A 23,716-nucleotide genomic window follows, 5' to 3' on the forward strand; every position below is an offset into this window, starting at 1 on the left:
AGAAAGCAATTGTTTGTGCTAACAAAAAACATGGACACAAAAAAATCGCATTAAAAAAAAAACGCCTTTTCAGGCGTTTTTTTTCATTTGTTAGGTTTGCATGTTTTTTGCCTCGATGCTCAGGGTGGCATGCGGCACAAGCTTTAGTCGCTCCTTATTAATTAATTTCCCTGTAACACGACATACGCCATAGGTTTTGTTTTCTATACGCAGTAAGGCGTTCTTCAAATCCCTAATAAACTTCTCCTGACGGATTGCCAATTGGGTATTTGCTTCTTTACTCATGGTCTCCGAACCTTCCTCAAAAGCTTTGAAGGTGGGCGAGGTATCATCCGTACCATTATTCCCATCATTCATATATGAACTTTTAAGAAGCTCTAGGTGACTTTTTGCTTTTTCGATCTTCTCCTCTATCAAGGCTTTAAATTCGCTTAAATCCTTATCTGAGTATCTTACTTTTAAATCTTCGGCCATAATACTAATGTTTTACAATGAATAATCTCGTATTTATTTCATCGAAAGCTATCTCTACACCGTTCTCCAAGCTTTCTACAAAATTTAGCTCTGCTGTTAAGGTCTCGGACTTAATATAGGCCATATTACTATCCACAGCCTCCTCAACAAAACCATTTTTTAACAGGGTAACATTTATTTTATCCGTTACCTCAAATCCAGAATCCTTTCTAAGGTTCTGAATCCTATTCACCAGTTCTCTAGCGATACCTTCCTTTTTAAGGTTCTCATTAATGGATACGTCCAAAGCTACTGTGATGGAGCCTGAACTTGCCACTAACCAACCTTCAATATCTTGAGAGGATATTTCTACATCCTCAAGCTGTAAAGTAACACTTTTATTATTAATCTGCAGATTAATTTCGCCTTCTTGTTCAATTTTCAAGATATCTTCTTGATCTAGCTTGGCAACCTCCGCAGCTATTTGCTTCATATCCTTGCCATACCTTGGCCCCAAAGTTTTAAAATTGGGTTTTATTTGCTTCACCAAAATTCCGGAAGCATCGTCCAACAGCTCTATTTCCTTAACATTAACCTCAGATTTTATCAACTCTGCCACTGCTTCCACTTCCCTTCTCTGATTTTCGTCCAGCACAGGAATCATAATTTTTTGCAGGGGTTGACGCACCTTAATTTTCTCTCTTTGCCTAATAGACAATACCAAAGAGGAGATTACTTGGGCTTTATCCATCTTGCTCTCCAACTCTTTATTCACCATTGCTGGATCGTACTTTGGAAAATCAGCCAAATGAACGCTTTCAAAAGGTTCCTTTTTGGTGGTATTGGTCAAATCCTTATAGAGTCGGTCCATATAAAATGGCGCTACAGGTGCAGACAATTTTGCCACTGTTTCCAAACAGGTATACAGGGTTTGATAAGCGGATATTTTATCGCGCTGATAATCCCCTTTCCAGAAACGTCTTCTACTTAGGCGAACATACCAGTTACTGAGGTGTTCCTGCACATAATTGGAAATGGCCCTTGTTGCCCTTGTAGGCTCATAATCGCCATACGCCTCGTCTACGGTCTTGATCAGCGAATGCAATTCGGACAAAATCCACTGATCTATCTCTGGTCGCTCTTCCAACGGCACATCGTCTTCCGAATAATCAAATTGGTCAATATTGGTGTATAAAGCAAAGAAGGAGTAGGTATTGTAGAGTGTTCCAAAGAACTTTCTTTTCACTTCCGCAATCCCTTCCACATCAAATTTTAAGTTATCCCACGGATTGGCATTGGAGATCATATACCAACGAGTGGCATCGGGTCCAAACTCGTCCATCGTCTCAAATGGGTCTACTGCATTCCCAAGACGCTTAGACATTTTCTTTCCCTCTTTATCTAGCACCAGCCCGTTAGAAACCACGTTTTTGTAGGCCACGGAGTCGAACACCATTGCAGCAATGGCGTGCAGGGTATAGAACCACCCTCTGGTCTGGTCTACTCCCTCAGCAATAAAATCGGCAGGAAATGTAGTCCCTTGATCTATCAATTCCTTATTTTCGAAGGGGTAATGCCATTGTGCATAGGGCATGGATCCACTATCGAACCACACATCTATAAGGTCACTTTCGCGTTTCATGGGTTTTCCAGAATCGGAAACTAGGGTAATCCCATCCACAATGTTTTTATGTAGATCTATTTTTTCGTAGTTCTCCTCGGACATATCCCCAACTACAAAGTCCTTAAAGATATCTTCCTCTAGGAATCCGGCTTTCACCGCTTTCTGCATTTCTTCCTTAAGCTCTGCCACAGAACCAACGATGCGTTGCTCCGAGCCATCCTCGGTACGCCAAATAGGCAGGGGAATCCCCCAATACCTCGAACGAGAAAGGTTCCAATCATTTGCATTTGCCAACCAATTTCCAAACCTGCCTTCTCCGGTAGCCTTAGGCTTCCAATTAATAGTCTGGTTAAGGCTGAACATTTTATCTTTTACCTCGGTAATTTTTATGAACCAAGAATCTAATGGGTAATACAGAATAGGCTTATCGGTACGCCAGCAGTTGGGGTAGCTATGCACATATTTCTCTACCTTAAATGCCCTGTTATCTTCTTTTAGTTTGATGGCGATCTCCACGTCTACAGACCTTTCGGGCGCCTCACCATCCTCATAATATTCGTTCTTCACATATTTTCCGGCCAGCTCTTGAAGTTCTGGGCGGAATTTTCCTTGTAGATCTACCAGGGGCACAGGATTGTTATTCTCATCTAACACCAACATAGGTGGCACCTCTGGTTCTGCCTGCTTGGCTACAAGGGCATCATCTGCACCAAAGGTAGGTGCGGTATGCACAATTCCGGTACCGTCTTCCGTAGTAACAAAATCGCCCGAAATTACCCTAAAGGCATTTTCCGGATGCTGATAGGGCTGCGCGTAGTCTAATAGCTGCTCATATCGAATCCCTACTAAATCGGCTCCTTTCACCTCATCAACGATCTGATACGGAATTTTCTTGTCCTTGGAAGTATAGTTGGCCAGGTCTGCCTCACTTTCCGCAAGGTAGTACTTACCGGTAAACTGTTTTCCTATCAAGGATTTGGCCAAAACCACGGTCATAGGCTCAAAAGTGTATTGGTTAAAAGTTTTAACCGCCACATAATCTATCTTGGGACCTACGGTAAGCGCCGTATTAGAAGGTAAGGTCCATGGAGTGGTAGTCCACGCCAAAAAAAATATCTCGTTCTCCAAACCTTTAAAAACACCGTTCAAGGAGTCTTTTTTCACCTTAAACTGGGCCACCACTGTAGTATCAGTAACATCTTGGTAGGTTCCAGGCTGATTGAGCTCGTGCGAACTTAAGCCGGTCCCTGCTTTTGGGGAATAGGGCTGAATGGTATATCCTTTGTAAATAAGCCCTTTATCGTAAATCTGCTTAAGCAACCACCAAACAGACTCCATGTATTTGGATTTATAGGTAACATAAGGATCCTCCATATCTACCCAATACCCTACTTTTTCGGTCATGGAATTCCATACATCCGTATAGCGCATTACGGCCTTCTTACAAGCTGCGTTATATTCTGCCACCGAAATCTTGGTCCCAATATCCTCCTTGGTAATCCCTAATTCCTTTTCAACACCTAATTCTATAGGCAAACCGTGGGTATCCCAACCAGCTTTTCGCTTTACCTGGAAGCCTTTCATGGTCTTATATCTTGGGAAGATATCTTTTATGGTACGGGCCATTACATGGTGTATCCCTGGCAAACCGTTGGCAGACGGGGGACCTTCGTAAAAGACAAAGCTCTCTTTACCTTCCCGAGAGGAAACACTTTTTTCAAAAATGGCGTTCTCTTTCCAGTAGTTCAATATCTCTTCTGCCACTTTGGGCAAATCCAATCCCTTATATTCTGCAAACTTCATAATAACAGCTTCTAATGCTTCATTTTAAGTTTGCAAAACTACTAAATCTATACAAATTTTTACCCATCTTAGCCCCGGTAAAAAAATCTTTTATCATTCCACTTGGTTTTTCATCAAACTAAATGAACCTCCTTTCTGGTCGTTTTATTAAAAATCCAATTCTTATCGCCTTCAATCTGATGCGAATAAAAAAAAGGGACCGTCCAAACGGACAGCCCCTTTTAAAATTATTAAACCTTTGTGATTTCTTACTGTACAGTCCCCGTAACGCTAACGGAAGCAGTAATATTTAAAGCAGAGGTTATATTGATTGCACCTAGGTTAAGTCCGGTGGTAGACTCTACTTCCAACATGGAATTAAAAGACAATTCACCTTGTGCATCCTCCTTATAAGAGGCAAAAACAAGCTCGTACTCTCCTTCTTTCAAAAATTCCAAGCTATAGGATCCATTTAGGCCTTTGGCCTCAGAACTGGTTACTGCGTTGGCAAAGGTTACATTACTCTCACCTTTCCCTTTAGTCTCCACATCGGCATTGAATTTACCTTTCTCATAAGCATACACAATAATCTTATCCGAAGTGTTTTTAGAATCGTTTACCATTCCGGAAATTTTTCCGGTCACCGCGGCGTTTACCGTTCTAATACCAGCAGAAAGCTCGGCCATCGTTACAAAATCGTAGTCGCTAGACAAGGTGCTTTTCTCTTCCTTGATAATTTTCCTAAGATCAAAATCCACCACAATTTTATTGTTAGCCTGTGCAAGGATCTCAAAAGTATCGGTCACTTTAATCTTGTTGGAAGAGGCTGCTATGGCGTCTTTTGTTCCGTCTGCTCTTTCTACGTAGCAACCAGGGGAGTTACCTTGGACATCCTTATCAAAATCCAATTCAAAAACAATGTTTGAATACGATTTTGCCTGCAGATCCAAATTACCCAAAGCCTTGGTTTTACCATTTACTAAAGCGGCTAGGTTTACCGTAGTAGCGCTAAAGCCTTCCAGTGCTTTTCCGTCTACAGACACATTGGCTATGGTAACAAAAACAGCCTTTACATCGGCATTATCAACGGGGGCATCAGTAATTTCAAAACTAGTATTATACGACTCACCTTCCATGGAAGAATCATCACTTTTTTCACATGATACCATTGCCATTACAGCAAATAACATCAATCCTGCATTCTTTAAATAATTTTTCATAGACTTCATAATAATTTAATTTGAATAGTTACTAATAAAACAACTCAATCTAACTTATCCCTACCCCAAAAATGTTAAAAGTACACAAGCAAACACTACCCTTTTGACTCCCAGCGGATTAAAATGCTAATTAACTAGGTGCGCATTGCCCTCTGGGACAGGGATGCACATTTTAGTGGCCCAACTGAGCGATGCTAAAATATAAATAGCCAATACTACATGCCAAACTCAGCGGACAGAAATTTCTATTGCCCCCAATGAATACGGCCTACCACATCCCTGTGAAGGGATATAATAAGCACCAAAAACCTTAAAGGAACCAATCTACTGTAGCGGGATTGAACCTTACATGGTTAAGGCCACCCCTATGTTGTTCTTCCCCCTGCAGTGTAGCATTTAGAACAAATAGCGCGCACCGAGTATTAAATTAATTCCGGGGGCTACAATCCCTGAAGAATAGGAACGGTAGCGTTGATCCGTTATATTTTCTAAGTGCAGGTGCAGGGTCCATGGCGAGGAAACCTGGTATTGGGAACGTAGGTTTAGGGTATACCAAGAAGGAGAATAGGTGTCTCCATTGGCATCTTGCGCATATATATAGCTTTTCTTCCTTTCGGAAAGAGCCATATCGCTATGGGAAATCTCACCGTTATAGTTAACAAAAAGATCGGTCTTTAGCCTGTGGTTCTTCCAAACAAGGTGAACATCCCCAAAAGTCGGTGCCACGTGTCTACCTGGAGAATGCGACCCATCATCCTCTTCTTCCTCCCCCTTGGTTACGGTTAAGTTGGAAACCAAGGATAGGTTTTCGGTCATATAAACATCCACTCCAATCTCAAATCCATGCACATAGGCCATTGCAGCATTTTGCACGGCCTGCACCCTGCTCATTTCTCCATGATAATCAATTTCACCCTGCCCATTAAATTGATAATCGCGACGTACCAATGCATCTACCAAATACGTATAAAAGGCTGCTGCTTTAATGGTAGACCGGTCCTTAAAATTCTTCCGAACCCCTATTTCCATATTATAGGCATATTCTGGTTCCAAATCCGCATTGGGGACTACTACAGCCCCTGGCTCGGAATCAAAGACTTTTCCTATATCATCTATATTAGGTGCTCTAAAGCCTGTAGAACCGTTTAGCGTGAGCTGCAAATCCGTTCTAGGGAACCAACTAAATCCCACACTCCCCGTTAAAGCGCCAGTACTTAGATCGGCATTTTTAAAAGGAAACGGGTAAAAGCTATGATCAAAATCTGCATTTATCCACACATGGCTATAGCGCAGGCCGGATGAGAGGGTGAAATTGGGTTTTGCTTTGAGCTCCCCACTTATATAAGCGGCCAGCGTTTGCCAACTAGACCCATCGGGATAACGGGAAGCGGATGGCTGATTGGTATTGTCCCCTAGGTGCAGCCTATGACCATGGGATCCAATCTTATTGTACACATACTCACTCCCATAATAAAGCCTGAAGTTGCCCATTCTCTTATTTTCAAGATCCACATTTAGGCTAAGTGCATCCACATTTTCTTGGGTACTGTATAGGTAGTCATCCTGGAAACCACGCTCATTTCTACTCTCCTTAAAGTTTTGATAAGCTGCAGTTATTTTTAACCCATCATAGAATTTTCTAAGTCCGTCTTGATAAAACTGAAGATTCCCCATAAACCACTTTTGCGGACCGTAGTACCACTCTGCAGATCGGAGTCCGTCCCCATCCTTGGAAGGCCTAATCAGCCTGTCGTACCTATCAAAATCGGAGGTTTCCGAATAAAACAGTCCTAGGTCTATATTCCAATTATTATTAGGTTTATAGGCCACTTTCTGCATCAGGTTTAGCTGATCATAGCCAGTTGGGCGCTGCAATTTAGAATTCTTGTTTTGCTTAATTACATCTCCTTCTCCCATACCATTTACCACATACTGCGTACGCAGGTAAGATTGCGGACCGTGCGACCCCATCCTCAGGTCGCCAAAATCATTGTATGAAAAACTGGATAAAAAGGCCCATTCCTTTTTACCTAAATTAAGATCTACATGAAAGCTATTTTCACTGTTGGCCGTAGCATACCTGTAACCTCCAGTACCGGTAACCAAAAGGCTATCCTGGGAAGAAAACTGCGGTTTTTTAGTGTAAAAATTCATTACCCCTCCAATAGCATCTGAGCCATAGATAACGGAACCGGGTCCAAAAATAACCTCGGTACTCCTCACGGTAAAGGGATCTAATGAGATGATATTTTGGATATTACCACTTCTAAAGATCGCATTGTTCATGCGTACCCCATCTACGGAAATCAACAATCTATTGGTTGCAAAACCACGTATCATTGGGCTCCCTCCCCCTAACTGACTTTTTTGCACAAAGACCTTTCCGCTATTACTAAGGAGATCAGCCGAGGTTTGAGGCGCGGTAAACGCGATGTTTTGGGCATTGATCACTTCAATTTTCTGAGGAATATCTTTTCGTTGTTGTTCCCATTTGGAAATGGACATAACCACCTCATCCAATTGTTCGGCATCTAAGGCCATATACACCTTTCCCCTCTTCAACAGATTTTCTTTGGTAGCCTTCACCATCTGATACCCGATATGTCTCAGGGTAATACGCTCTCCCTCCTGGAACTGGGAGAGGTTGCACACCCCATCAAAATCTGATAGCGCTGTTTTAGACTTATCGGCGTTATAAACAACCACATTGGAGATCGGCTGCCGATCATCTGCATCCAACACAATAATTTCCTGACCTCTAACCCCATAAAAAAGCAAAAGGACAAGTACAAATACGGTCCTTTTCATATTAACTAAACACCTCATTTAACACTGCCAACGTTTTCGGTTTTCTAAACCCCTGTAGATGCAACTCATAAAAAAGCACCAGGTTTTTCAACAGGTTCTTCCTGTCATTTTTATTCAACTTAATCCCTTCTATGCCATCAAAACCTATGCCCAAAATGCTTTTAAAACAAAATAGTTCCCTCCCCTCTAGAATAGGGTTTAGGGAAGGTTCTTTTACAAATTCTCCCTCCAAAAGATCGAAACAGGGGTAGTCTTTATTTTCCATATCGGGGAAAAAGCCTAGGTACTTACTAAGCATCAAAAGAAAATGCAGGTGAAAATTAGCATAATCGCTATGGGTATCTAGCCATTGAAAAGAGGCTTCCATAAAATGAAAAAGCTCTGTATTGGGCTCTTCCTCATGAATACTATTCGCAATCATTTCGGCTAAGAAGAAGGTAATGGCATTTTTGGCAATTTGAGTATGGAGACTCTGAAAGTGATAGCTCACCCTCACTTCTTTTAAATGTTCTAAAGTGCCTTTATCCTTGTGAACCGCAACAATTTCTAGCTGCGCCAAGGGTTGAAAGTACGCTGCCTTTAGCTTGCCTTTCTTTGCCGCCAGCACCCCTTTTAACATATAGGTCCGTATTCCGCTAGAAAGGGTGTACATGGTAACTATCAGGCTGGTTTCCCCATATTTTATGGCTTTCAGCACAATGGCCTTCGTAGTGACCTGCATAGTGAATGTATTTAGGGTTAAAAATTGAACACTATTACCAAATGAACTCTTACTTCCCGGTACCGTAAAGCTCAGGATATTAGCCCTACACGCATAGTACCATTCATAAAAAAGGACCGGAAATGCCTTAAATCGCCATTCCGGTCCTACTTTTTACTGAGTATTTTCTGCAAATACTATATTACTCCCTGCGCAAGCATGGCATCGGCCACTTTTACAAAGCCGGCAATGTTTGCTCCTTTTACATAGTTACAGAATCCGTCCTCTTCACGGCCATATTCTATACAAGCCTCATGAATGTCGCTCATAATTTTCTGAAGTCGGCTATCCACTTCTTCACGGGTCCAACTTAGTCGCAATGAGTTTTGTGACATTTCCAGACCAGAAGTAGAAACTCCCCCAGCATTGGCCGCTTTTCCTGGTCCAAACAAGATTTTAGCCTCCAAGAAGCTATCTATAGCCTCTGGGGTAGAAGGCATATTTGCACCTTCTGCCACACAGATACATCCATTTTTCAATAAGGTCTTCGCATCTTCCCCATTCAATTCATTTTGGGTAGCACATGGCAAGGCAATATCACAAGCTACCTCCCAAGGCGTTTCCCCTTCCTTATAAACTGCAGAAGGATATTTCTCCACGTATTCCGAAATTCTTCCTCGTCTATTGTTTTTTAGATCCATCACAAAGGCCAACTTCTCAGAATCAATACCATCCTTGTCATAGATATATCCACCAGAATCGGAAAGGGTAAGCACCTTCCCACCCAATTCCATCGCCTTTTCGGCGGCATACTGGGCCACGTTTCCAGATCCAGAAATAACAAACGTTTTACCTTCTATGGTTTGGTCTATATTGTTCAACATACTCTGAACAAAATATACCGTTCCATATCCCGTAGACTCTGGGCGAATTTTGGAACCACCATAGGAAAGACCTTTCCCGGTTAACACCCCTGTGAATTCATTTCTTATTTTCTTGTACATACCAAAAAGGTACCCTATCTCTCTGGCTCCTACTCCGATATCTCCGGCAGGCACATCCGTATCTGGACCTATATGTCTGCAAAGCTCCGTCATAAACGACTGACAGAAGCGCATGACCTCCCCGTCCGATTTTCCTTTGGGATCGAAATCTGCACCCCCTTTACCACCTCCTAAAGGAAGGGTAGTTAAGCTATTCTTGAATACCTGTTCAAAGGCAAGGAATTTTAATACACTCGCATTTACAGTGGGGTGGAATCTTAAGCCGCCTTTATAAGGTCCTAAGGCAGAGTTCATCTGTACCCGGTACCCCCTGTTTACATTTATCTCTCCTTGGTCATCTACCCACGGCACCCTAAAATAGATTAAGCGCTCCGGTTCTACCATTCTTAGAAGTAAATTTTTACCACTGTACTCTTCATTCCCCGGTAGGAAAATAAAGGGTATAATGGTTTCAGCTACTTCTTGAACCGCTTGAATGAACTCTGGTTGGTGACCATTACGGGCCTTTACCTCGTCCATGAATGCTTTAATCCTTTCTTCCATAAAAAATATTGTCAGTTTACTATTCTTAAGTTAATATTGATTTTGATGACAAAAATATGGCTTTTATGGTGTTTCTCAATCAATTTTATTGAATTTTGTTGTTTTCACTGCTAAAAAGCCTGTTCCAAGTCCTCAATTAAATCGTCCACATCCTCTATTCCCACACTCAGCCTTATTAATGAATCTACCACGCCGCTTTTCTCCCGTTCTTCCTTGGGAATACTAGCATGCGTCATACTTGCAGGGTGTCCGGCCAAACTCTCTACGCCCCCTAGCGATTCTGCCAGGGTAAACACCTTTAGCCTTTCCACAATTTTTATCGCCGTGGCATAATCTGCCCCCTTGGGAACAAAAGAAATCATGCCGCCAAAATCTTTCATCTGATCTTTTGCCACCTGATGATTGGGATGACTGGCAAATCCGGGCCAATACACTTTTTCTACGCCTGGGTGGTTGGCGAGGTATTGGGCCACAGCCCTCCCGTTCTCACAGTGTCTCTGCATTCGCACATGCAGGGTCTTTATACCTCTCAGCACCAAAAAGCTATCCATGGGTCCGCAAACTGCCCCACTGGCATTTTGAATAAAATAAAGTCTATCTGCTAATTCCTTGTCCTTCACTACCAAACCTCCCAGCACAACATCACTATGACCGCCCAAGTACTTGGTAGCAGAATGCATTACAATATCGGCCCCCAGATCTAGGGGTAACTGCAGATAGGGAGTAGCAAAAGTATTGTCTACCGCCAATAGAACACCTTGCTGTTTTGCCAATTGCGCCACCGCTTTAATGTCTATAATGTTCATCATGGGATTGGTAGGTGTCTCTACCCAAATTAATTTGGTCTTCTTGTTGATATGCGCTTCAATAGCACTTGGATCTTGCATTCCTACGAAGTGAAACACAATACCATACTGCTCAAATATCTTTTTAAAGATTCGATAACTACCTCCGTACAGATCATTAGTAGAAATTACCTCATCCCCAGGCTTCAAGAGTTTCATCACCGCATCCATAGCGGCCAGTCCACTGCCAAAAGCAAGTCCGTAATTTCCGTTTTCTATACTTGCCAACGCATTCTCCAGGGCGGTTCTGGTTGGGTTGGCACTTCTGGAGTACTCGTACCCCTTGTGTCCGCCCGGGGTGGTCTGTGCATAGGTGGAAGTCTGGTAAATTGGAGGCATTACCGCTCCATAAGCCTTATCTGGAAACTGCCCTCCGTGAATGGTTTTACTATTGAATCTCAAGGTTTTCTTGCCCATAATAATAAGTTATATCACAAATGTACCTTTATCTTTCCGGGAAACCAATGAAATTGTAGTTTTGCAATACTCTAAAATTGCTATCTACGATGAAAAATAGTGTCTTGTGTTTCTTGGTTTTAATTTTGATCTTGGGTTGCAAGGACGACGGGCAACTTGCGTTTGAACCCCTAGAATTCACCTCGGAAAAATGTGCGGACTGCCCTGAGATTACCATTTCCATTCCCAAGGCGCTTCCCAAGGATGCCTTAAGCGAAGCAATTAATACCGCGGTAAGGGAAGAGGTAATTTCCATGCTAGATTATGACGACACCTTAGAGGCCAGCACCATAACGGAAGCCATGCAATCCTTTAAAAACGGATACTTAGATATTAAACAACATTTCCAGGATGAGGCAATAGGATGGGAAGCCATTATAGAAGGTAAGGTCACCTACGAAGACCCCCACTTAATTACGCTTCAAATTAACACCTATACCTTTACGGGGGGTGCCCATGGATTTTCGTCCATCCGATTTTTAAACTTTGATAAAAAGAAGGCGGTAGAACTAGACAATACCCAACTGTTTTCCAATCAAGAAGCCTTAGCCCTCTATGCGGAAAGGCAGTTTAGAAAGCAAGAGCAGATTCCAGAAACCGACAGTATTAACGCTACTGGATTTATGTTTTATGGAGATTCTTTTTACCTGCCCGATACCATAGGATTAACTACCGAAGGTCTGGAGATGATCTACGCCCCCTATGAAATAGCCTCCTATGCAGATGGTCCCATTAGGCTGATCTTACCTTTTAAGGAAGTGCAACCCTATTTAAATTATGAGCTGGGCTCTTAACCATTTCTCTTTAGCGCTTTTAACAAGGATAGAACAGCCCCCGTATGCAGCCCTTCGTGAAACACGTTGAACACAATGGCATCTTCCACAGATGAAAGCGTCACGTTTACACTTGCGGTATACTCCTGAAAATCTGAGAATAGCCCGCTAGCATAATCTTGTTGTGCCCATTCTACCGTTGCGAATAAGAGCTCTTTTATTTTATTGATCTCCTCTTCCGTAGCCGTACCATCGGGAACCGTGCCCTTTTGAAATTTTTCTACCAATGCGGTATCTACCCGCATGGGCTGGCCACTAAGTTTATAGATCAATAATTGCTGGGTTACCACCACATGGGCAATATTCCACCAAATATTGTTCCTAAATCCCTCCGGAATCTGCAACAACTGATCCCTTGGGGTCTCCTCCAAAAACTTGTTTAGTATTTTCCTATTTTAAAGGCTAATAACAAATGCATGTTCCAAAACTTCCATATGTACACGTATTACCAATTAGCTATAAATGTAGTGTTTTTCAAGGAAATTGGGTTTCTTTGCATGTCTTATCAACAACCGTAAAATGAAAATAATGAAGAAGATATATCACCTAAGCAGCTGTGATACCTGTAAGCGCATTTTAAAAGAATTAAATCCTGGAGCGGAATTTGAACTTCAGGATATAAAAACAACTAGTATTAGCCCGGAGCAACTCTCACAAATGGCCGAAATGGCAGGAAGCTATGAGAAACTGTTCAGTAGGCGGGCCCGTCTTTACAAGGAGCGGAATTTAAAGGAACAAAACCTTTCCGAATCCGATTACAAGGAGTTAATCCTAGAGCATTACACCTTTTTAAAACGCCCCGTAATTATTGTTGACAATCAAATTTTTGTAGGCAATAGCAAAGCAGCGGTTGCCGCTGCTAAAACGCTCATAAAGCCCACAGCATAACACATAAAAGCAACCCTGGAACAAGCTAACTGCTATTGCGTTGCTCCAGGGTATTTTGTAAATATTTTTTCCGGAAATAAACTTATACCAAGTCCTTGGGACGCACGGAAAACTTACGGGTATCCTCCCTGGTAAGCACCTTAAAGGTCCCTGATTTGGGTACCTTGTTAAACGAGTTCAATAAAGGCCTGGCCAATCCGGTAAGACTTCTAGTAGTTAAATCTATCCAGGCACCCATCACCTCACAATGAGCAAAGTTTCTCCCCTTTTCGTCGTAAAAGTTGTGGTGAAATTCAAAAAACATTCCGTCTTCACTAAGTCCGTTCAATTCCAAGCTCACCCTAACCGGGGTGCCTATAAAAGCCTCCTTAAAATAGTAGACGTGTTCATGAAAAACCACCGGCCCAATATTATGGGTAACCATTGATTGTTGATTAAATCCCAACTCCATTAAAAAAGCCATTCGTGTGTGGCTCATAAAATTGAGATAGGCAGCATTGGCCATATGCCCATTGGCATCCACATCACTCCAGCGAATTTCAAATTCTTTTATATACATCCTTATTTATTTAGTATTTTTGAAAATGTTATGCATGCATAACATTTTTCAAATGTAGCACAGTTTTGTGAGAGAATAAATTTATACCTTACAATTCTTGTGTTACCCACAAGGTTTAACTAATTAAAACACCCATCCAAATGAATGAAAAAGCAGCTTTTATAAAAGACCTCTCCCTCCCTGCCATAGCAGCCCCTATGTTTTTGATATCCGGGCCTCAATTGGTCATAGAATGTTGTAAAAATGGGATTGTAGGGACCTTTCCGGCTCTTAACCAACGTACCACTGAAGGTTTTGAGGAATGGGTGGTAGAGATTAAATCTCAATTAAAAGCATTTGAGGCGGAAACCGGCAAGAAAGCGGCCCCTTTTGGAGTAAACTTGATTGTACACCCTACCAACCCAAGGTTGGAGGCCGATTTACAAGTTTGCATTAAACATCAAGTACCTCTAATTATCACCTCTTTGGGTGCCGTCTCTCAACTGGTGAATGCCGTTCATAGTTATGGCGGACTCGTATTTCACGATATCATAAAGAAGCGCCATGCCGAAAAAGCGGCAGAGGCAGGCGTAGACGGATTGATTCTAGTATCTGCTGGGGCCGGAGGCCACGCAGGAACCATTAACCCCATTTCCCTAGTGGCAGAGATAAAGAAATTCTTTCATAAGACTATCATCCTCTCTGGCTGCCTCAGTACCGGTAGGGATATTGCCACCGCCCTTCAAATGGGGGCCGATTTGGCCTATATGGGCACCCGCTTTATAAACACCAAGGAGAGCAAGGCCCCTGAAGAATACCAAAAAATGATCATCGATTCGGACGCGGACGACGTAGTATATACCGCAGCCGTTTCCGGGGTACACGCCAACTTTTTGTATGACAGTTTAAAAGCAACAGGGATTACTGAGGCCGATTTAAAAAAAGATACCAAAATAGACTTTGGAAAAGAATTGGATACTGAGGCCAAGGCATGGAAAACTATTTGGTCTGCAGGGCAAGGAGTCACCTCTATAGACAATGTGCCCACCGTTTCCGAACTGATAACCACTTTAAAATCTGAATTCAAGTCATCCATTGAGGAACAGGCAAAGCGGTTGGAAATCTACCCAAAGTAAAGCAAACTTTTATGCCTATAATCACTTCCGAATACCATCCGCCATTTCCTTTTAGAAATGGCCATATTGCCACCATTTATGCTGGCTTGCTAAGAAGGGTAAGCGAGCCACCTCAGCAGAGGGAGCGACTCCATCTCCCGGATGGAGACTTTATGGATCTAGACTGGAGCTTTACCAGTGGGAGCACTTCCAAGGTAGCAATTCTATTGCACGGCTTAGAAGGAAATTCGAAACGCCCTTATATCACCGGAGCAGCCAAGGAATTTGTTGGAGCGGGAATAAATGTTTGTGCGGTTAACTATAGAGGTTGTAGCGGAACCAATAACCATCTCTTTAAATCTTACCATTCTGGGGCCACGGAAGACCTGGAGCAAGTGATACGGCATGTTTTAGAAAAGGACCGTTATAATGAAATTCACCTTAAGGGATTTAGCCTTGGCGGTAATCTGGCCTTAAAATATCTGGGCGAGGAACGCAGCCTCCCTAAGGAAATAAAAAGTGCCATTGCCGTATCGGTACCCTGCCACCTTCACAGCTCCCTAGAGCAGTTATTAAAGCCCAAAAACCGTTTGTACGCCCATCGGTTTAAAAAACGTTTGGTAGAAAAACTCCGTGCCAAACAAGCGCTTTTCCCCCAGAAAATAAGCGACCATGAAATTGCCAGTATCCAAACCCTGAAGGATTTTGACGACTTATATACCAGTAAGGCCCATGGTTTTTTGGATGCCATGGATTATTACGAGCAATGTAGCTCCCTGCAATTCTTGGAGTCTATAAACATTCCCACCCTAATTATCAATGCCAAAAACGATTCGTTCCTAGGCAAACAATGCTATCCCTACCGAGAGGCGCAGAATAGCCGCTCGGTTTTTTTTGAGTCGCCCACCTACGGCGGACATGTTGGCTTCTATGAGCATAATAATATTAGCTATACGGAAAAAAGGGCATTAAATTTCATTGAAGAGCAGCAATAAAAAATCTATTTCCTATCTTAGTGCTTTAATTAAAAAAAAAATGAAAAAACTACTGATCCCTATCGCCATTTTGGGCTTAATGATAAGCTGTGGTGAGAAAAAAGAAGAGAAAAAATCCGGTTTTGAAATGAACCGCACGAAGAAGGAAGTAAAAGCGGTTACGAAAAGTGAAGGAGTGCCGATTGACATGGACAACAAAGGGGTTGGTCCCATTAAATCCGTTACTTTCGGCGACAACATAGATAAAGATATGGCCGCTAAGGGCGAGAAGATTTTTAGCTCCCTATGTGTGGCATGCCATATGGTAGACCAGCGAATGATTGGACCTGCAATAAAAGGAATCTATGAAAGAAGAAGTCCAGAATGGGTTATGAATATGATCTTAAACCCTGACGGAATGCTTAAGGAAGATCCAATTGCCAAGGCGCTACTTAAAGAATACAACAATGCCGTTATGCTGAATCAGAATTTATCAGAAGAGGATGCAAGAGCGGTTGCTGAATATTTCAGAACCCTGTAGGCTAGGAAACCTTATTAAATAGAAAAACGCTGATCAATGGCCTATGGCCTTGGTTGGCGTTTTTTTGTTTTTACACACAACAGTAAGGATTGTGTGTATTCTTTAGTGAGGCTCCCAAAACTAAATCGGCGCTCACCCAATTGAGTTTAGGGACTCATTTCTAGATTACATCTTACCCCTCCTGTACCTCTTCCCTTATCCTTAGCTTTGTTTTGTATCCATTCCCTGACCTAGACCTTTCAGCTCCCTTAAGAAAGGAACAGCGGACTTTTACTAGGCAAGCCTATACAACTTAAAGCTAGAGAACAAATAGCTTGTAGGCTATTAAATAAGAAACTCTAATGCCTCCATAATGACCCATAAAAAAGCCCCCTATCTTTTTGGATACGGGGCTAGCTATTTTTCAGGAACTGCACGTAGGTTACACCCTATCTGCCATCACCTTATACGTTGGATCTTTAATAATGTCTACCTCAATCACACTTTCGGCGTTGGATAACAATCTTAAACAATCACTGCTTAAATGTCTCAGTCGTAATTTCTTCCCTTGTTTCTGGTACCGAGCCGTAATTTTGTTGAGGGCATCTATGGCAGACATGTCTACCACCTTACTCTCTTTAAAGTCTATTACAACCTCTTCCGGGTCGTTATCCACATCAAATTTTTCTAAAAAGGTAGTGGTAGATCCAAAGAATAAGGGACCATATATTTCATAGTATTTAACACCATCCTCGTCTACACGTTTTCTTGCTCTAATTCGCTTGGCGCTTTCCCAAGCAAATACTAAAGACGATATAATTACCCCGATGAGTACCGCTAGGGCCAAGTTGTGAAGCACAACCGTCACCGCAGCTACCAATATCAAAACAAAGATATCGTGCTTCGGCATTTTATTGAGTATTTTAAAACTCACCCATTCGAAGGTTCCAATGGCAACTACCATCATCACCCCTACTAGGGCGGCCATCGGGATTTGCTCTATCACCGGCCCTCCTACAAGGATAATCAGCAGGATGGTCAAAGCCCCAATAATTGCAGACAGCCTTGCTCTTGCTCCAGAACCAACGTTCACCAAGGTTTGGGCAACCATGGCACATCCGCCCATACCACCAAAGAATCCATTAGCAATATTAGCAACACCTTGTGCCGCAGCCTCCCTATTGGATTTCCCTCTGGTATTGGTGATCTCATCTACCATATTAAGGGTTAGTAGCGATTCTATAAGTCCAACCCCAGCCATCACCATAGCATAGGGAAAAATAATTTTTAGCGTCTCCCAAGTAAAGGGGATATTCGGGATATGGAACGACGGTAAGGAGCCACTTACAGAGGCAATATCAACTACTTTTTTCGTTTCTATACCTAGAAAATACACTACGCCAAAGACCACTAATATCGCTACCAAGGAAGCAGGAACCGCTTTCGTAATCTTGGGCAATACCGATACAATTAGAATAGTCAAAAGTGTTAAGCCCAGCATAGTATACAGTGCTGTCCCTTCCATCCATGAATTTTCCCCACCTCCCATGGATTTAAACTGGTCTACCTGCGACATAAAAATAATCACCGCCAGTCCGTTTAAAAATCCGAACATTACTGGTTGGGGGATAAGCCTAACAAATTTCCCAAACCGGAATACGCCAACCATTAATTGTAATAGTCCGGCCAAAGCCACGGCCGCGAAAAGGTATTCCACTCCGTGAGAAGATATCAATGCGATTAACACTACTACAGTAGCCCCTGCTCCTCCGGAGACCATTCCTGGTCTTCCTCCGAAGATTGCCGTAACAATCCCCATAATGAAAGCAGCATAAAGCCCGGTTAGGGGGGTAAGTCCTGCTAAAATTGCGAACGAGAGCGATTCTGGTATCATGGTCATAGCCACCGTAAGCCCCGCGAACACCTCTGTTCTGTAATTTACTTTTTGCCTAAAATCGAATAGATTTAAATACTTTTTCACATTTGCGTTTTAAGGGAGGCAAAAATACTGGTTTTTATTCTTTAATGAGGCATTATACCGCAAAAAATGAGAACGCTCCTTCTTTACCACCTTTTTAACCCTAAAAGCTTCTCCCCCAACTCACTTAATGTTGCTTGCGGGTATTTTAATTGCTCCCAATTTCTGGGATCCCCTGGAAAAGCATAGCCTTCTGGAGCCACTCTATTCTTCCAAGAATTCACCCGCCAATCGCGTAAGGCAGTATTATCTTCTTCGGCGGGCATCATGGATATATACTGCGCAATGCGCACTTTGTCTTTACTAAGATTAGGTCTTATACCATGGGGTTGGGTGCTATTAAAGATCAACAGGTCTCCAGCTTCCATTTTTACCTTCACAATTTTATCCTGCAAATTGCTTACATCTGGCTGAAATCGATCCCGATCCTCTGGCTGGGTACGTTTCCAGCTGTCATAATTGCGATACAACCAAGGGATGCATTGAAAACCGCCTACATTCTCATCGGTTTGATCGGATAGCGCTAAAACACCTTGAACATTTTGGGGTTTGGTCTCCGGATCATAATCCCAGTGGATAAAACCTTTCTGTTCATAACCTGGCCGATTGGGTAGATTTAGATTGGCCCTATCAATGGTGACCCATAATTTTTCCGTGCCCCAGATATCTACAAAAGCATCGTAGATACGCTGTTGTTGCCTATTGTTCCATAACAATTGATTGTTGTACACCTCCACCATTCCCGTTCCTGCTAGCTCTTTCATCTTCATTTCTGCCCTTGGCGGCGCATACCAACTCTCCTGATCCTTGGGGTCTTTTTCATCAAATTCCCATAAGAATTGGGCGGTTTCATCGGCCTGGGCCTTTGTAATGGCATTTTTGATCACAATATAACCGTTGTGCACCCAAAAATCCCAATCGGCTTCACTGAGCACCCGTAGGCTCTGGTCTTTTGTCCGATCGTTCAGTTTCATCTTGCTGGAAGTTGCCGTAGACGGGTTTCCAGGAATTTCCTCATGGTACTTATTCCCCATTTCCATTTTTTGCATAACCACTAGTTTTAAGTTAACAATTTGTCTAATTAGCTAGTAGTAAATGTAGCCATCAACAAAAACTGAAACCACCTTGATATTGACCGTAATTTGAACTATATTGACATTTAATGAAGTGACAGGGCAATACACTGAACAATATTGTTATATAGTGCATGAAGATTCAACTCGAAAAAATAGGTTCGGATGCGGAAAAGTCCTTTTATCTCTTGCACCATCCCAGATTAAACGATTTGTTCTATTGGCATTTTCACCCAGAATACGAACTAGTTTACATAGAGGGTGCAAGTGGCACCAGACATGTAGGAACACATATTTCCTCCTATTTGGAAAGCGATCTAGTCCTGATTGGGTCTAACATTCCCCATTTAAATTTTGATTACGGGGTGAAGACCGCTTATGAGAAAGAAGTACTGCATTTAAATCCTCATTTTAAAAACAAGGTATTTAAGGAAATGCCGGAGTTCTCTAACCTCTATACCCTTTTGGAACGATCGCAGCACGGCATCGTCTTTTACGGTAAGACCAAGGCTATCATTGGAAAAAAAATGAAGACCCTATACGGTATGCCTCCCTTTGAGCAATTTTTGGAAGTGCTCCATATATTACACCTATTGGCCAACAGCCAGGAATATGAACTCTTACACCCCCATCCCGTAGTTAATCAATATTCCAAAAAGGAACAACAGCGATTAAAGAAGGTATACGAATATGTAGATGCCCACTATCAGCACAAAATAACTTTAGACGAGGTAGCCGATCTTTGTAGTCTGGAGAAGGCGGCCTTTTGCAGGTATTTTAAAAAAGCCACTGGCAATACCTTTATCCAATTTTTAAACCAATATCGAATAAGTCAGGCCAAGCGCTTATTACTCAAGGGCAAAAACGTAAGTGAAGCCTGTTTTGATTGCGGCTTTGAAAGTCTGTCTTACTTTAACAAGATATTTAAAAGGTTAAACCAGCAGAATCCTTCCGATTTTAAGAAGGAGCACCATAAATATACAGACCAGCCCAGAAGATTTTAACTATCGTCCACAAAGAATGATTCCATGATATCGTTAAAACACAGCGGCTCCCTAATAAAAAAACCGCCCCTACCACTACGCAGGGACGGCTTTAACCAACCAACCTAAACCTTCAATATTTCCTTGCTTACCTTAAAATGCAGTTATCTTTTCCTTTTCACGGACTCTTCCATAACGGCATTGGAAGATTTTATCCTCTTTTTGTCTCTTTGTGAGCCATCTGATTTAAGGTAGGTAATAAAACCGCGTCCTTTAAAAGTATAGACAGTGCCACTACCAGTATGGTAAAGTTCTAACGTACGATCGTTAATAACATAAAGTTCAAAATAATCGTTGTCCATAAAGTCATAATCCAATGTTACGGCCTTTACCAGCTCTTCATTGAGCAGGTTAAAAACCTGATAACGCCCCATATAATCCCAGCTCACCTCATTTAAATTAGTTCCACTGGCATCCAAAGAAGAACGAAAACCACCACCGTTCCCATCTTCGTAGAACTGCAAAAAGTTTTCTTCATCAAACGCATTAATCTCCCCCTCCTCACTAGTATATACTTTCTCCCATAGGTCATATTCCTGAAGAAAATATTGGAGATTGTCATAGAAAATTCGATCGTAATTAAAATTGGCTCTTTGGTAACCCTTTAAAAAGTAAGAGGTATCTGTTTGACCGTCATAGAGTTCTATGGTATTATCGTTTACCACAAAAACTTCCAAGCCCCAAAGGCCATCTACATCATGATCTATATTTAACCAACCTTTTTCGGTGTTAAATAATCCCACTGGAATTCCATAACCATTGCCTGTTTTTCCAAACCCTACCAAATTATTGTTGGCATACAGGGCTCCCCCTTTAAAGGATACCGTAAATGCTCGCTGTAGAAAGGGCACCTCCCCCGTTCCCATGCTAGCGTCTATATCTACATACCACAATTCGTAGGAATGCAGTAATTCCCTAAGATTGGAACCAGCTTGTTGTAAATAATCCTCTTCCTCTACATTTTCCACATAACAACTTGCGACCAAGGGTCCCATTAATATTAAAAGGCTCCATAATTTAACAGCTCTCATAAGCTTTCTTTTAATCGGTTACTCAAATCGCTTTAATCAATCTTCATGCCGCTTTTCCTCGCGCCTGATCATCAAGCAATTAGGATTTCTCAATTTACTTAGAGGAGCATTTTGCCAACCACAGGCCCATTAACCGTGATACTAGCCCTATTGTTTTTCTACCCTAAGGGTGTTTTGAAACTTCAGAAAACCGCCCTACATTGTCGCCCCGTAAGAAGGTGGCTTAGGGAGTGCTCCCCATGTTCACCATAGGTTTCTTATTTCATGGGAAACCTTAAAATATGTAATCTTCCAAAGTGGTTGTTCCAGATTATGGGACTAGTTATTGCCTGGGATTTTGGATAGAGAAATGGGACCCCTATAGAGAGGAAGTAAAAATTGATACCTTTGTGCTGATGAAAAACGATATGAATATCGCCGTTTTAGGAGGAGGAAGCTGGGCTACCGCCATTGTAAAGATGTTAACAGAAAATGCTGATACCGTACAATGGTATATGCGGAATAAGGATGCCATAGCCCATATTGAGCTTCATAGGCATAACCCTAATTACCTAAGCTCTGTAGAGTTTAAAACGGATCAATTACGACTCACCGATGATATAAATGTAGCTGTCTCCAATGCAGATGTCCTTATTTTTGCCATTCCATCGGCGTTTTTGCATTCAGAATTAGAGCCATTGACCGTATCCTTAAAAGACAAGATTATTTTCTCTGCTATTAAGGGAATTGTCCCGGAATCGAGCCTGATTGTTGGGGAACATTTTAATGTAAACTACGAGGTCCCCTTTAAAAACATAGGAGTAATCACTGGTCCTTGCCATGCAGAAGAGGTGGCCTTGGAGCGACTTTCTTATTTAACCATTGCCTGTGCAGATACGGAAAAGGCAGAATTAGTGGCCAAGCACCTCAGCAGTGAATTTATAAAGTGTAAAATTTCTGATGACATCATAGGCACCGAATATGCTGCCATGCTGAAAAACATATATGCTATAGCAGCCGGAATTGCGCATGGACTTGGTTATGGCGATAATTTTCAGAGTGTACTGATGAGCAACGCTATTCGGGAAATGAAGCGCTTTATTAAACAGGTACATAAGATGAAACGTAACATCAACAATTCGGCCTATTTGGGAGACCTTTTGGTTACCGGATATTCTGTTTTTAGTCGCAATCGTATGTTTGGCAATATGATTGGCAAGGGGTATACGGTAAAGAGTGCTATGATGGAAATGAAAATGGTTGCCGAGGGATATTACGCCACCAATAGTGCCTATTTAATTATAAGCGACCGAAAAAAAGAGGAGAAGACCCCCATTTTAAATGCGGTTTACCAAGTTTTGTACAAGCACGAAAACCCTAAACAGGTCTTTATGGAGCTCACTGAGAAGCTAGATTAACCACGGCGGTTTTCCTAACAGGCACCGCAAAGGCACTGCTTACGGCCTGTCTAGCGTAAAACGCGAATGTTCCGAGATATCTGCCTGCAGGGTTTTTCTATAGCCGTCCACTATAATGTCGTCCAATTTATAGATCTTTTGAAATTCCTTTAAAAGGGGTTCCATCAGTTCTTTAACGCTATCAATATCGAAATAGAGTCGGCCTGTTCTTCTGATGAAAAAATCCATAGGATTTGCTACCATTTCATAATCAACGGCAAATCTCAACTCGGCCTTAGCCATACGAACGTTAGGATCTTTTTCCTTTAACTTGGCGTATTCCGCCAAGATTGTTTCTGTCTGCTTCCCGTAAGTGGTTACCAAGAACCAGGCATGGTATTCTGAAAAACCCTCGGGGGCCAATCGCTCATGAATTTTGGAGATATATTTTTTAACGTGTTTGTACTTTTTAAAATCGTTCCCACAGAGCGCTATTTTATCTGTGGTGCAATCCTTAGTTTTTGTGCTGTATTCCTCCTCCAACTTTTCTGCCACCTTATCCACCACCCGTTCGGCCATTTTCCGATAACCGGTGAGTTTCCCTCCCGCAATACTGATTAAACCGGATTTGGAAGTGAAGATTTCATCCTTTCGGGAGAGTTCTGTTGCAGATTTCCCCTCTTCGTGGATTAAGGGCCGCAGACCCGCCCAGGAAGAAATGATATCCCCCAACTCTAAATTGATTTTAGGAAACATATTGTTCACCGCGGATATTAAATAAAGGGCATCGGCCATACCTACCCGCACCTCATCTTTATCCTCCTTGTAATTGGTGTCCGTAGTACCTATATACGTAATTTTCCCTCTTGGGATGGCAAACATCATCCTCCCATCCGGAATATCAAAATAGAC

Annotated in this window: 20 protein-coding genes; 7 read left to right on the forward strand and 13 right to left on the reverse strand. The window is 42.2% G+C overall.

Translation table 11 applies throughout. The features are described from left to right. Positions 1-90: 90 nt before the first annotated feature. The 7 genes from F1E73_RS03595 to F1E73_RS03625 form a co-directional block, all read right to left on the reverse strand. Entirely contained in the window at positions 91-474 is a 384-nt protein-coding gene (locus F1E73_RS03595) for a TraR/DksA family transcriptional regulator (protein WP_086475751.1), read from the reverse strand. Between the two features lie 4 nt (positions 475-478). Further along, positions 479-3,880 carry an isoleucine--tRNA ligase gene (gene ileS, locus F1E73_RS03600; protein ID WP_086475750.1) on the reverse strand — a complete coding sequence of 1,134 codons (3,402 nt, stop codon included), beginning with the start codon at positions 3,878-3,880 and terminating at the stop codon, positions 479-481. Between the two features lie 248 nt (positions 3,881-4,128). Continuing rightward, positions 4,129-5,079, reverse strand: a complete 951-nt coding sequence (locus F1E73_RS03605; RefSeq protein WP_086475749.1) for a DUF4382 domain-containing protein — start codon at positions 5,077-5,079, stop codon at positions 4,129-4,131. Positions 5,080-5,475: 396 nt separating this feature from the next. After that, positions 5,476-7,905: a TonB-dependent receptor gene (locus tag F1E73_RS03610; protein ID WP_223883344.1), complete on the reverse strand. Its 2,430-nt coding sequence runs from the start codon at positions 7,903-7,905 to the stop codon at positions 5,476-5,478. Continuing rightward, entirely contained in the window at positions 7,889-8,608 is a 720-nt protein-coding gene (gene recO, locus F1E73_RS03615) for a DNA repair protein RecO (RefSeq protein WP_086475747.1), read from the reverse strand. The genes F1E73_RS03610 and recO overlap by 17 nt, the downstream gene beginning before the upstream one ends. A gap of 176 nt (positions 8,609-8,784) precedes the next feature. Next, a complete protein-coding gene (gene gdhA / locus F1E73_RS03620; RefSeq protein ID WP_150451111.1) occupies positions 8,785-10,134 on the reverse strand; it encodes an NADP-specific glutamate dehydrogenase in 1,350 nt (449 codons plus the stop codon). 110 nt (positions 10,135-10,244) lie between these two features. Continuing rightward, a complete protein-coding gene (locus tag F1E73_RS03625) occupies positions 10,245-11,396 on the reverse strand; it encodes a cystathionine gamma-synthase (RefSeq protein WP_150451113.1) in 1,152 nt (383 codons plus the stop codon). 89 nt (positions 11,397-11,485) lie between these two features. Here F1E73_RS03625 and F1E73_RS03630 point away from each other — a divergent pair, with 89 nt between their 5' ends. Then, on the forward strand, positions 11,486-12,229 hold the full coding sequence (locus F1E73_RS03630) for a DUF3298 and DUF4163 domain-containing protein (protein WP_086475744.1): 744 nt from the start codon (positions 11,486-11,488) through the stop codon (positions 12,227-12,229). Here the strand turns inward: F1E73_RS03630 and F1E73_RS03635 are convergent. Then, positions 12,226-12,654 carry a DinB family protein gene (locus F1E73_RS03635; protein WP_223883346.1) on the reverse strand — a complete coding sequence of 143 codons (429 nt, stop codon included), beginning with the start codon at positions 12,652-12,654 and terminating at the stop codon, positions 12,226-12,228. The two genes, F1E73_RS03630 and F1E73_RS03635, sit on opposite strands and share 4 nt — an antisense overlap. Before the next feature lie 142 nt (positions 12,655-12,796). On the opposite strand from F1E73_RS03635, the gene F1E73_RS03640 reads away from it, so the two are divergent. Continuing rightward, complete coding sequence (locus tag F1E73_RS03640; protein ID WP_086476013.1) at positions 12,797-13,156, forward strand: arsenate reductase family protein; 360 nt, start codon at positions 12,797-12,799, stop codon at positions 13,154-13,156. An 82-nt stretch (positions 13,157-13,238) separates the two neighbouring features. On the opposite strand, the gene F1E73_RS03645 is transcribed toward F1E73_RS03640, so the two are convergent. Beyond that, positions 13,239-13,715, reverse strand: coding sequence for an acyl-CoA thioesterase (locus tag F1E73_RS03645; protein ID WP_086475743.1), 477 nt, complete (start codon positions 13,713-13,715; stop codon positions 13,239-13,241). 140 nt (positions 13,716-13,855) lie between these two features. Between F1E73_RS03645 and F1E73_RS03650 the strand changes: the two genes are divergently transcribed. Genes F1E73_RS03650 through F1E73_RS03660 form a run of 3 tightly spaced genes read left to right on the forward strand, consistent with a single transcriptional unit; the run spans position 13,856 to position 16,324 of the window. Further along, positions 13,856-14,830, forward strand: coding sequence for an NAD(P)H-dependent flavin oxidoreductase (locus F1E73_RS03650; protein ID WP_086475742.1), 975 nt, complete (start codon positions 13,856-13,858; stop codon positions 14,828-14,830). 11 nt (positions 14,831-14,841) lie between these two features. Next, positions 14,842-15,804 (forward strand): YheT family hydrolase, encoded by a 963-nt coding sequence (locus tag F1E73_RS03655; RefSeq protein ID WP_150451114.1) that lies wholly within the window; start codon positions 14,842-14,844, stop codon positions 15,802-15,804. Between the two features lie 40 nt (positions 15,805-15,844). Further along, complete coding sequence (locus F1E73_RS03660; protein ID WP_086476012.1) at positions 15,845-16,324, forward strand: c-type cytochrome; 480 nt, start codon at positions 15,845-15,847, stop codon at positions 16,322-16,324. Positions 16,325-16,745: 421 nt separating this feature from the next. Here the strand turns inward: F1E73_RS03660 and F1E73_RS03665 are convergent, their stop codons facing one another. Beyond that, positions 16,746-18,284, reverse strand: a complete 1,539-nt coding sequence (locus tag F1E73_RS03665; RefSeq protein WP_086475740.1) for a SulP family inorganic anion transporter — start codon at positions 18,282-18,284, stop codon at positions 16,746-16,748. A gap of 83 nt (positions 18,285-18,367) precedes the next feature. Continuing rightward, positions 18,368-19,330 carry a phytanoyl-CoA dioxygenase family protein gene (locus F1E73_RS03670; RefSeq protein WP_086475739.1) on the reverse strand — a complete coding sequence of 321 codons (963 nt, stop codon included), beginning with the start codon at positions 19,328-19,330 and terminating at the stop codon, positions 18,368-18,370. Positions 19,331-19,488: 158 nt separating this feature from the next. On the opposite strand from F1E73_RS03670, the gene F1E73_RS03675 reads away from it, so the two are divergent. Further along, positions 19,489-20,358 (forward strand): helix-turn-helix transcriptional regulator, encoded by an 870-nt coding sequence (locus F1E73_RS03675; RefSeq protein ID WP_150451116.1) that lies wholly within the window; start codon positions 19,489-19,491, stop codon positions 20,356-20,358. Positions 20,359-20,501: 143 nt separating this feature from the next. On the opposite strand, the gene F1E73_RS03680 is transcribed toward F1E73_RS03675, so the two are convergent. Further along, the gene (locus F1E73_RS03680; RefSeq protein ID WP_086475737.1) at positions 20,502-21,428 is read right to left on the reverse strand and encodes a nicotinic acid mononucleotide adenyltransferase; all 927 of its coding nucleotides are present in this window, start codon (positions 21,426-21,428) and stop codon (positions 20,502-20,504) included. A gap of 395 nt (positions 21,429-21,823) precedes the next feature. Between F1E73_RS03680 and F1E73_RS03685 the strand changes: the two genes are divergently transcribed. Beyond that, complete coding sequence (locus F1E73_RS03685; protein ID WP_150451119.1) at positions 21,824-22,825, forward strand: NAD(P)H-dependent glycerol-3-phosphate dehydrogenase; 1,002 nt, start codon at positions 21,824-21,826, stop codon at positions 22,823-22,825. A gap of 39 nt (positions 22,826-22,864) precedes the next feature. On the opposite strand, the gene F1E73_RS03690 is transcribed toward F1E73_RS03685, so the two are convergent. Next, a partial coding sequence (locus F1E73_RS03690; protein WP_150451117.1) for an FAD-dependent oxidoreductase occupies positions 22,865-23,716 on the reverse strand: 852 nt, incomplete at its 5' end.

This window comes from Arenibacter lacus (assembly GCF_008711145.1).
Lineage (GTDB): Bacteria > Bacteroidota > Bacteroidia > Flavobacteriales > Flavobacteriaceae > Arenibacter > Arenibacter amylolyticus.

Bases quoted from the DNA above. Each gene is read 5' to 3' on its own strand.
- F1E73_RS03645 (WP_086475743.1), bottom strand. From the start codon at position 13,715: ATGTATATAAAAGAATTTGAAATTCGCTGGAGTGATGTGGATGCCAAT.
- F1E73_RS03610 (WP_223883344.1), bottom strand. From the start codon at position 7,905: ATGAGGTGTTTAGTTAATATGAAAAGGACCGTATTTGTACTTGTCCTT.
- F1E73_RS03670 (WP_086475739.1), bottom strand. From the start codon at position 19,330: ATGCAAAAAATGGAAATGGGGAATAAGTACCATGAGGAAATTCCTGGA.
- recO (WP_086475747.1), bottom strand. From the start codon at position 8,608: ATGCAGGTCACTACGAAGGCCATTGTGCTGAAAGCCATAAAATATGGG.
- gdhA (WP_150451111.1), bottom strand. From the start codon at position 10,134: ATGGAAGAAAGGATTAAAGCATTCATGGACGAGGTAAAGGCCCGTAAT.
- F1E73_RS03675 (WP_150451116.1), top strand. From the start codon at position 19,489: ATGAAGATTCAACTCGAAAAAATAGGTTCGGATGCGGAAAAGTCCTTT.
- F1E73_RS03650 (WP_086475742.1), top strand. From the start codon at position 13,856: ATGAATGAAAAAGCAGCTTTTATAAAAGACCTCTCCCTCCCTGCCATA.
- F1E73_RS03685 (WP_150451119.1), top strand. From the start codon at position 21,824: ATGAAAAACGATATGAATATCGCCGTTTTAGGAGGAGGAAGCTGGGCT.
- F1E73_RS03605 (WP_086475749.1), bottom strand. From the start codon at position 5,079: ATGAAAAATTATTTAAAGAATGCAGGATTGATGTTATTTGCTGTAATG.
- F1E73_RS03630 (WP_086475744.1), top strand. From the start codon at position 11,486: ATGAAAAATAGTGTCTTGTGTTTCTTGGTTTTAATTTTGATCTTGGGT.
- F1E73_RS03595 (WP_086475751.1), bottom strand. From the start codon at position 474: ATGGCCGAAGATTTAAAAGTAAGATACTCAGATAAGGATTTAAGCGAA.
- F1E73_RS03655 (WP_150451114.1), top strand. From the start codon at position 14,842: ATGCCTATAATCACTTCCGAATACCATCCGCCATTTCCTTTTAGAAAT.
- F1E73_RS03680 (WP_086475737.1), bottom strand. From the start codon at position 21,428: ATGAGAGCTGTTAAATTATGGAGCCTTTTAATATTAATGGGACCCTTG.
- F1E73_RS03660 (WP_086476012.1), top strand. From the start codon at position 15,845: ATGAAAAAACTACTGATCCCTATCGCCATTTTGGGCTTAATGATAAGC.
- F1E73_RS03640 (WP_086476013.1), top strand. From the start codon at position 12,797: ATGAAGAAGATATATCACCTAAGCAGCTGTGATACCTGTAAGCGCATT.
- F1E73_RS03625 (WP_150451113.1), bottom strand. From the start codon at position 11,396: ATGGGCAAGAAAACCTTGAGATTCAATAGTAAAACCATTCACGGAGGG.
- ileS (WP_086475750.1), bottom strand. From the start codon at position 3,880: ATGAAGTTTGCAGAATATAAGGGATTGGATTTGCCCAAAGTGGCAGAA.